This window comes from Pinirhizobacter sp., assembly GCF_035317885.1.
GTDB lineage: Bacteria > Pseudomonadota > Gammaproteobacteria > Xanthomonadales > Rhodanobacteraceae > Pinirhizobacter.
Genome location: NZ_DATHFX010000347.1, coordinates 1 through 4,202, shown reverse-complemented (window position 1 = coordinate 4,202; position 4,202 = coordinate 1). Strand labels below are relative to the sequence as shown.

Genomic DNA, 4,202 nt, shown 5'->3' with positions numbered 1-4,202 from the left:
CCGTGCCGAAACCTCAAGTGTTCTTGATCCTCGGGTTGGTGGTGGTGGCCCGCTCGGGCACCTTGACGCGCTCGAATTCCTGCTCGCGATCGTTGGAACGATCTTCCTGTTCGTCTGCCGGTGCCTGTTCCTGCTCGTCGTCGTTGCGATTGCCGCTCATGAGGATGTCTCCTTTGTTGATGGCTGCCAGTTCTATTCGTCGCCTGCTGATCGCGCTATCTCGCGCCCAGTCAGTTCCGCATGACCACCCGTGGCCGCCAGCAGTTCGCGCTGGAAGGCCGTGTTCTGCGGGTAATCGATCTGTTCACGGCGCAATACCTGCAACAGGGCCGGGTCACGGTAGCCGCTCGTCCAAAGCGCCTTGACCACCGGCATCGCCTCGGCCTTGCGCTGGAGCGAAAGCAGCGCGATGGCCTGTAACGCCAGCAACCTTGGATCGCCCTGGCCGCTGCGGGTGGACTGCAACGATGCCAACGCGTCGATGCGCAACGTGCCGGCAGCGGCTGGGTCGGTGGCGACGGCGGCCAGGGAAAGCCTTGAAGCGACGATGGCAAGTAACGTGGCGCGGTCGTCGGGCTGCCGCTTGAAGAGGGGATCAAGCAAATGCAACGCCGCCGTGGCCTGGCGGCGAGCGGCATCGGTGTCGCCCGATGCGCGCGATTGCGCGGACTGTTCCACCAGTGCCTCGGCATACTCGCGCTGCCACAGAGCGTTGTCGGCATCGTGCCGGGCAAGGCCTTCGAAGGTCACCAGCGCCTCGCGGGCGAATGTAACTGCGCCTGCCATGTCGCCGGTGAGGCGATGCAGGCGACCCAACTGGATGGCATAGAGAGCCCGGTGCTCCTGATAGTCGGTATTGCCCGGATCAAGCGCCTTCAGCTGTGCGGCCATGTCCACGGCGCGCTGCAGGCGGTCCATGCCGGGCTGCACGTCCCCGGCCAACGCCTGGGTGCGACCAAGGGTGGCGTGCATGGTAAGCAGGTCGTCGCGCCGGCTGGCATCTTTCGGATTGGTCGCAACAAGCCTCATCTGGATGGTTTCGGATGCAACGTATTGAGCGACCGCATTGGCAAGGTCGCCACCCAGCAGCGCCACCCTGCCCAGGTTGTTCGACGCCTCGCGGATGGCGGTCGCCCAGTCGGTATTGCCAGGCTCCGTAGTGGCCAGGCGCTGCGCCAGTGCGAGCATGTCCTGGTACTGCCGGGCGGCGGCATCGAGCTGGCCGCGGGCTTCCATCACGTGACCCAGGTTGTTGGCGAAGGTGATGCGCTGGAAGGCGACGCGTGCATCGCTGGGCGCAAGCGCGGCGGCGCGCTCCAGGATCGCCTGGCCTGATGCAAAGCTGCTCTCGGCGGCGTCGAGCTTGCCTTGCCGCCAACCGATCATGCCGACATACGACCATGTATCAGCGTGGGCCAGCTGCCGCGCGATGTCGGCGGGGGCTTCCGCGGCAAGGCGCGAGGTAAGCGCCAGCGACGCCTGGAAGGCCTCCATCGCCAGCGACAGCCGCCCCTGGTCGAGCCGCACGCTGCCGATCTTCTCCAGCGCCACGGCGCGCTGCTCAAGGGCCTGGTCGTTGACATCGCTGGTGGGCTGGGCCTGGAAGTAAGCCATCGCCTTGTCGTCCACCGATTCCATGATGTCCAGGCGCGAAGCCTGGGCGAGCTTGTCGTTGAGATCGCCCAGCATGAAGCTGACGAGATCCTCGGCCTGTTTCTGCCGACGCTCGGCGGCGTGGCTTGCCACCACCGCTTCGTGGCGGGCAACGAAGGCAAAGATGGCCAGCACCGTCGTCACCGCCATCACGCATAGCGCCACAGCCGCCAGCATGGCCGTGCGCCGCGTGCGCCGCTGCAGCTCGCGTTGCTTCAACGCGTCGAAGCCGATGTCGAGCATGCCGGCGATGAGCTTGTACTTGGCGTTGGCGCGGGTGTCCTTGCCAGGTCGCACGTCGGCGGCCATCGGCTCGACGGTGTCGGAGTTCAGGTGGCCATCTGGGGCCAGTCGATGGCGCAACGCCGGCGCGAAACATTCTTCCGCCTCGCGCCCAGGGAACAGGCTGGCGTTCGGCTCGCCGGCCACGACCAGGCAGAAGATACGGTCGCTACGGCCCAACCTCTTGAACGCCAGCACTTCCTCGTTCACCCAACGCGAACGTGCGGCCTCGGGTGAACAGACCACGATCAGGCAATCGGATTGCGACAATGCCTCGTTCACCATGCGGCCGAGATCGCCGGCGCTGGCCAGTTCGTCGCTGTCGCGGAAAATCGGAGCCCATCGGCGGGGAATCACGCCAACCGGCGTTTCCATACCCACCAGGCGCTTCGGGATGGCGTAGGTTTCCAGCGCCCGGTGCAACCAGCCCGCCCAGGCTTTGTCCCGGTGGCTGTAGCTGATGAAGGCGCGATACCGGAAATCCGACATCACAAGGCCCAAGGACCGCGTGGAAACGTTACCGTAGCACCAAAGTGTGATCTACGACACATTTTGACAGGGTGTGTATCCCTTGAGCAGGTTGAGGCAAATCCCTGTCACGACAGGAAAATATTCCACTTATCCACAGGCTTTTCCAACGACCGCACACAGACGGTGTGGATAAATGTGAAGGAAGCATGGGCAGGACTTAAGCAACGTAACGCAAGTCACTGACGTGGCTAACCGAATATGCATTTATCCACAGCATTCCCAAAAACCCCTGCACAGGGCATGTGGATAAACATCTGGGAACAAAAAAGCCTCCGTCTCCGGAGGCTTTTTTGTCTTGCGAAGTTACTTCGCTCGTTACGCAGCCCGCGGCTGCTTGCCCATGATGCCGAGCACCGCGGCGAGCTTGTCGCGCATATCGCGGCGGTCGACGATGAAATCCACGGCGCCGTGGTCCACCAGGAACTCCGAGCGCTGGAAGCCTTCTGGCAAAGTTTCGCGAACCGTCTGCTCGATCACGCGGGGACCGGCGAAGCCGATCAGGGCCTTCGGCTCGGCCACGTTGAGGTCGCCCAGCATGCCCAGGCTCGCCGACACGCCACCGGTGGTGGGATGGGTGAGCACCGAGATGTAAGGCACGCCGGCGTCGCGCATGCGGCGGATCGTGGCGGAGGTCTTGGCCATCTGCATCAGCGAGAACAGGCCTTCCTGCATGCGTGCACCGCCGGTGGCGGAGAAACACACCAGGCCCGTGCGCTCGGCCAGCGCCAGTTCCGCGGCGCGGGCGAATTTCTCGCCCACCACCGAACCCATCGAGCCACCCATGAAGGAGAACTCGAAGGCCACGGCGACCAGGGAGCGGCCCTTGAGCGCGCCACGCATGGCTACCAGGGCGTCTTTCTCGCCCGTAGCTTTTTGCGCGGCGATGATGCGGTCGCGGTATTTCTTCTGATCGCGGAATTTCAGCGGGTCGGTGGGTGCAAGATCGGGCCAGAGTTCTTCAGTGATGCCTTCGTCGAAGAACGCATTCAGCCGCGTGCGTGCACCGATGGCGTGGTGGTGCCCGCACTTGGGGCAGACCATCAGCGAACGCTCAAGCTCCGGCCGATACAGCACGGTGCCGCAACCGGCACACTTTTCCCACACACCCTCAGGCACCTTGCCCTTGGCCGCGGCGGCGCCTTGCGGGCGCGCCTTGGGCGTCATGATTTTCTGCAACCAGTTCATCGGTCGACCTCGTCGTTAATGCCTGGCATCCAGCGCCGCGCGGATGGGGGCGAGGAACTGCCCTGCCCGGCGGACCGCCTCGTTCGCGTTCTCCGCGCCGGCCAGTGTGTCGACCAGCGCGCTGCCGATCACCACTGCATCGGCAAACGCGGCGATGGCGACCGCGCTTTGCGCGTCGCGAATGCCGAAACCGACAGCCACGGGTGCCGCAGACCTGGCCCGGATATCGGCCACGCGGGCAGCGATATCCTGGGTATTCAGGTGCGAAGCACCGGTGATGCCGGCAAACGACACATAATACAGGAAGCCCGCTGCCGCCTCGCAAAGCCGCGCCAGGCGGTCGTTTGCGGTGGTCGGGGCGGCCAGGAGGATCTGTTTCAGGCCGGCGTCACGCAGGGGCGCAAGCACCGCCGATTCCTCGATCGGGCAGTCCACCAGCAGTACCCCGTCCACCCCGGCTTCCACCGCGCGGCGGGCGAACACCGGGTAGCCCACCCGCTCGACGGGATTCAAGTAGCCCATCAGCACGATCGGGGTGTCGTTGTCTTCGG

Annotated in this window: 4 protein-coding genes; all 4 read right to left on the bottom strand. The window is 64.7% G+C overall.

Annotated features, from left to right (window positions below; genetic code table 11):
• Positions 1–13: 13 nt before the first annotated feature.
• Entirely contained in the window at positions 14–160 is a 147-nt protein-coding gene (locus VK519_RS11350) for a hypothetical protein (RefSeq protein WP_324349872.1), read from the bottom strand.
• Positions 161–192: 32 nt separating this feature from the next.
• A complete protein-coding gene (locus VK519_RS11345) occupies positions 193–2,424 on the bottom strand; it encodes a TIR domain-containing protein (RefSeq protein ID WP_324349871.1) in 2,232 nt (743 codons plus the stop codon).
• 357 nt (positions 2,425–2,781) lie between these two features.
• The gene (gene accD / locus VK519_RS11340) at positions 2,782–3,651 is read right to left on the bottom strand and encodes an acetyl-CoA carboxylase, carboxyltransferase subunit beta (protein ID WP_324349869.1); all 870 of its coding nucleotides are present in this window, start codon (positions 3,649–3,651) and stop codon (positions 2,782–2,784) included.
• A gap of 15 nt (positions 3,652–3,666) precedes the next feature.
• Positions 3,667–4,202, bottom strand: a 536-nt coding sequence (gene trpA / locus VK519_RS11335; protein WP_324349867.1) for a tryptophan synthase subunit alpha, incomplete at its 5' end; no start/stop codon positions are given.